The organism is Methanobrevibacter sp. (assembly GCF_045539575.1).
GTDB lineage: Archaea > Methanobacteriota > Methanobacteria > Methanobacteriales > Methanobacteriaceae > Methanocatella.
This window is the reverse complement of sequence record NZ_JAZQFM010000024.1, coordinates 1-4103: the sequence shown is the minus strand read 5'-3', so window position 1 is coordinate 4103 and position 4103 is coordinate 1. Positions and strand designations below refer to the sequence as shown.

Annotated in this window: 3 protein-coding genes; 2 read left to right on the top strand and 1 reads right to left on the bottom strand. The window is 35.0% G+C overall.

Annotated features, from left to right (window positions below):
- Positions 1–72 precede the first annotated feature (72 nt).
- Positions 73–2169 carry an acetate--CoA ligase alpha subunit gene (gene acs, locus ACKI30_RS02755; protein ID WP_407409693.1) on the top strand — a complete coding sequence of 699 codons (2097 nt, stop codon included), beginning with the start codon at positions 73–75 and terminating at the stop codon, positions 2167–2169.
- A 47-nt stretch (positions 2170–2216) separates the two neighbouring features.
- Positions 2217–2570 carry a hypothetical protein gene (locus ACKI30_RS02750; protein ID WP_407409691.1) on the top strand — a complete coding sequence of 118 codons (354 nt, stop codon included), beginning with the start codon at positions 2217–2219 and terminating at the stop codon, positions 2568–2570.
- Positions 2571–2753: 183 nt separating this feature from the next.
- On the opposite strand, the gene ACKI30_RS02745 is transcribed toward ACKI30_RS02750, so the two are convergent.
- Positions 2754–3725: an ABC transporter substrate-binding protein gene (locus ACKI30_RS02745; protein WP_407409689.1), complete on the bottom strand. Its 972-nt coding sequence runs from the start codon at positions 3723–3725 to the stop codon at positions 2754–2756.
- Between the last annotated feature and the right edge of the window lie 378 nt (positions 3726–4103).

Below are 4103 nucleotides of genomic sequence, written 5' to 3'. Positions count from 1 at the left end.
TATCATTAATAATTGTTAATTATTTATCATTATAAATATTATGCAATTATAAAGTTATAAGGAGAAAAACTTATGATAGATCTCAATAAAATGTTTAAACCTGAATCCGTGGCTGTTATTGGTGCTTCCAATACTCCTGGAAAAGTAGGATACATTATTGTTGACAACCTCATCAACGATGGGTTTGACGGCGAAATATATCCTGTAAATCCTAAAGGTGGAGAGATTTTAGGCAAAAAAGCATACGCAAATATTAAAGACGTACCTGGAAAAGTAGATTTAGCAATAATTACAATTCCTTCAGTATTTGTAAACCCAACCGTAAAAGAATGTGGTGAAGCTGGCGTAGAAAACATGGTAGTTATTACCGCTGGTTTCAAAGAAGTGGGTGAAGAAGGAGCTAAATTAGAAGCTGAATTAACTGCTCTTGGTGAAGAATACGGTATAAACATTATTGGACCTAACAGTTTAGGAATAACCGACTCACACACTCCATTAAACGGGTCATTTTCACAAATGATGCCTCCAACAGGAAACATGGCATTTATTTCTCAAAGTGGAGCTATGATGGTAGCTATCATCGACTGGAGTGTAACTTCCGGAATCGGATTCAGTAAAGTAATCAGTTTAGGTAACAAAGCTGGAGTAAACGAAATTGAATTATTACAATATCTGGCAGAAGACGATGAAACAAATGTAATCATCTGTTACTTAGAATCCATTTCTGATGACGATGACTTTGTAAGAACCATGAGGGAAACCGCTCACAAAAAACCTATTATTGTGCTCAAATCCGGTTCAAGTTCAGCAGGAGCAGAAGCAGCATCCTCACACACCGGTGCACTAGCAGGTAGTGACTTGGCATTTGATACCGCATTCCACCAATCAGGAATCATGCGTGTAGAAACCATGGCTGAATTGTTTGACCTTGGTTTAGCATTCTCAAAAGCACCTCTACCAAAAGGTGACAAAGTAGCTATTATTACCAACGCTGGTGGTGGAGGAGTACTTACCGTTGACGCAATGGAAAAAGCAGGACTCCAACTTGTTCAATTTGATGAAGAAACCACTGCAAAATTAAAAGAATGCGTTACTGATGAAGGAAGTGCAAAAAACCCTATTGACGTATTGGGAGATGCACCTGTAAGCAGATACAAAGAATCATTAGAAATCGTTCTTGGATATGAAGACGTTGACAGTTTAATCGTAATGGTTTGTCCTACCGCATCAGCAGATCCGGACGGAATTGCTAATGCAATCCTGGAAGAGAAAAAGAAATTCGACAAACCTGTCATTGTTGTTAACATGGGAGGACCATCCTTTGAAGCTGCAAATGACGCTTTAAGAGAAAATGGAGTACCAACCTACGTATTCCCTGAAACCGCTGTAACAGCACTTGAAGCAATGGTTAAATTTGCAGGACTTAAAGACAAAAACTACGATGATGTGATTGAAAAAATCGATGACGTGGACAAAGACGCAGTCAAAGCAATATTCGATAAAGTAAAAGCTGACGGCAGAGACACCTTACTCGGTAGTGAAGCATATGCTGTTGCTGAAGCTTACGGAATTTCCGCTGCACCAATCAAATTATCAACCAGTGCAGATGAGGCAGCTGAACTTGCTGAAGAAATGGAATTCCCTGTTGTACTCAAGATTGCATCCGATAAAATTTTACACAAATCCGATATCGGCGGTGTAAAAGTAGGAATTTCCTCACCTGAAGAAGCAAAAGCAACCTATGAAGAAATCATTGCAAACGCTAAAGCTGCACATCCTGACATTGTCCCTGATGGTGTAGAAGTGCAAAAAATGATGGATTCCGGTGAAGAAGTAATTGTTGGTATGATTCGTGACAAACAATTCGGACCAATGATTGCATTCGGTATGGGTGGAATCTACGTAAACCTCATCGAGGATGTTTCATTCAACCTTGCAAAAGGAATGAGTTCTGAAGAAATTGAAGAACAAATTGCATCAACCAAAGTATCCAAATTACTTGAAGGATACAGAGGAGAAGCACCTTGCGATGTTGAAGAAGTTAAAGAAGCTATCAAAAGAGTAGCAAGATTAACTTTAGACTTCCCAGAAATATCAGAACTTGATATCAACCCTATCTTCGTTTACGAAGAAGGATCAAGCGCTCTCGATATTAAAATCAAATTATAATTTCTCTTTTGAGAAATTTCTCTCTTTTTTTTATTTTACTGATTCATATGTACGGCGAAATAGATTTGGAACTTTACACAATATCCATAATCAGATTGAATACTGCTTTTGAAAAACTGGATTCCTCAAACACAGATGAAGTCAAGTCAATGTTTGAAGAGAGTTTAAATGATTTGAAAACTTTATACAATGACATTGTGGATGACCTAAACCAGGAAGAAGTGAATCTCAATGAGTATTACATGTTTTTCCAAAACGGTAAACAGACATTTCCGCAGTTCATTGAAATGCTTGGAAGTGTTGAAAATGAATCCCTGGAAGATGTTATTGGCGAGCTGATGAACGTGTTCAGTAACCTTAACAAAATTGCAGACGCTTTTCCTAAAAACGATAATGATTAATGCATTGTAATGTGCATGACTTAAAACAAAACTTATTTTTATTCTTTTTAAATCCATTAAATTGAAAAATTAATCAATAATTTCATAAGTGTTGATTTAAATTGCTATTTTAATTAAGCGTAAATAGCATAATATCAATGTGAAAAATTAATCTAAAAAAAGAAAAGTAAAAGCATAGTAAAACTATGCTTCCCAGTATAATTTATCTTGAGGTATGGTACTGTTTAAGATACCAATGTCCACTTCAAGTTTTTGGAATGCATCCACATCTGATTTGAAACTGTCATCAATGCCGGAAATGAATGGGAAACTTTCAAGTGAAAGAACTTCTAAATCTGCATTGGAAACAATGTCTTCAGGCAGTAATGCTACAACTTTATCGGAAGAACCGTTTTTAATGTTGTCGTTAATGAATTTAGTAGCGTTTTCATGAATAGCTATAATATCTTTAGTAGTGTTTTCATGGTTTTTGATAAAGTCATCAGATGCAACAACTACACAACATGGGTGGTCTGGTAAAATACCTGATGAGTTTTCTAAAACAACGTTACCGCTGTCATTTGCTGCGATAGATACATAAGGTTGGAAAGTAATGATTCCATCAATTTGTTTTGTTTTTAAAGCATCATTCATGGATGGCACTTTCATAGCTGAAATGTTTACGTCATCTGTAGATAAATTATTTTCTTTTAAGTAGTATGAAAGCAATACGTATTGAATTGAAGCTTCACCAGGAGTTGCAATAGATTTACCTTTCAAATCTGCTGCTGAAGTAATACCTGATTCGGAAGTTACAACAATTCCGCTACCTTCAGTCTGAGCAGAAGAAATAACTTTTACAGGAACACCTTTTTCAACAGAAGATAAAACAGGTGCAATTCCAACATATCCAACATCGACTTCACCACTAGCCATAGCAGTCATTAAGTCTCCACCGTTGTTGAATTGTACAAGTTCAGTAGTAATGTTTTTATCAGCATATAAACCTTGAGCGTCAGCAACGAATAAAGCTGCATCGTGATCAGATGGTAAATATCCTATTTTTACAGTGTCATCTCCTCCACCTAAAAAGTCGAAAAGACCTGCACTAGCTGAACCCATTACTAAAAATGCAGCAAGTGCCAACACTAAAACAAATGTAATCTTTTTATTCATTATTTCACCGAATTAATTTAAATTAATTGCAATTATTAATATTAAATGTATATTATATATAAATTACTTTTAAATTAACAATTGTTATAATTGAATCCCTATGTAATTATTTAAAAAAATCATATATAAATCTTTTTAAATGTAAAAAATAAATTAACTAAATGTATAATATTTTCATACTTATAATAATCAAAAATATTATATAAAAATAATTCAAAATAACACTTAAAAATTATTTTGAACTTCCCCACCGTTGTAGACGGCGGGGATTCGCAAACCAAAAAAAATATGGAAATTTTTTTGGAAAATTTTTTTTTACTGCGCCGTCGTCCCAACGACTTCTAAACCTTTATTAAGGATGTTTTTTGCCGCATTGAC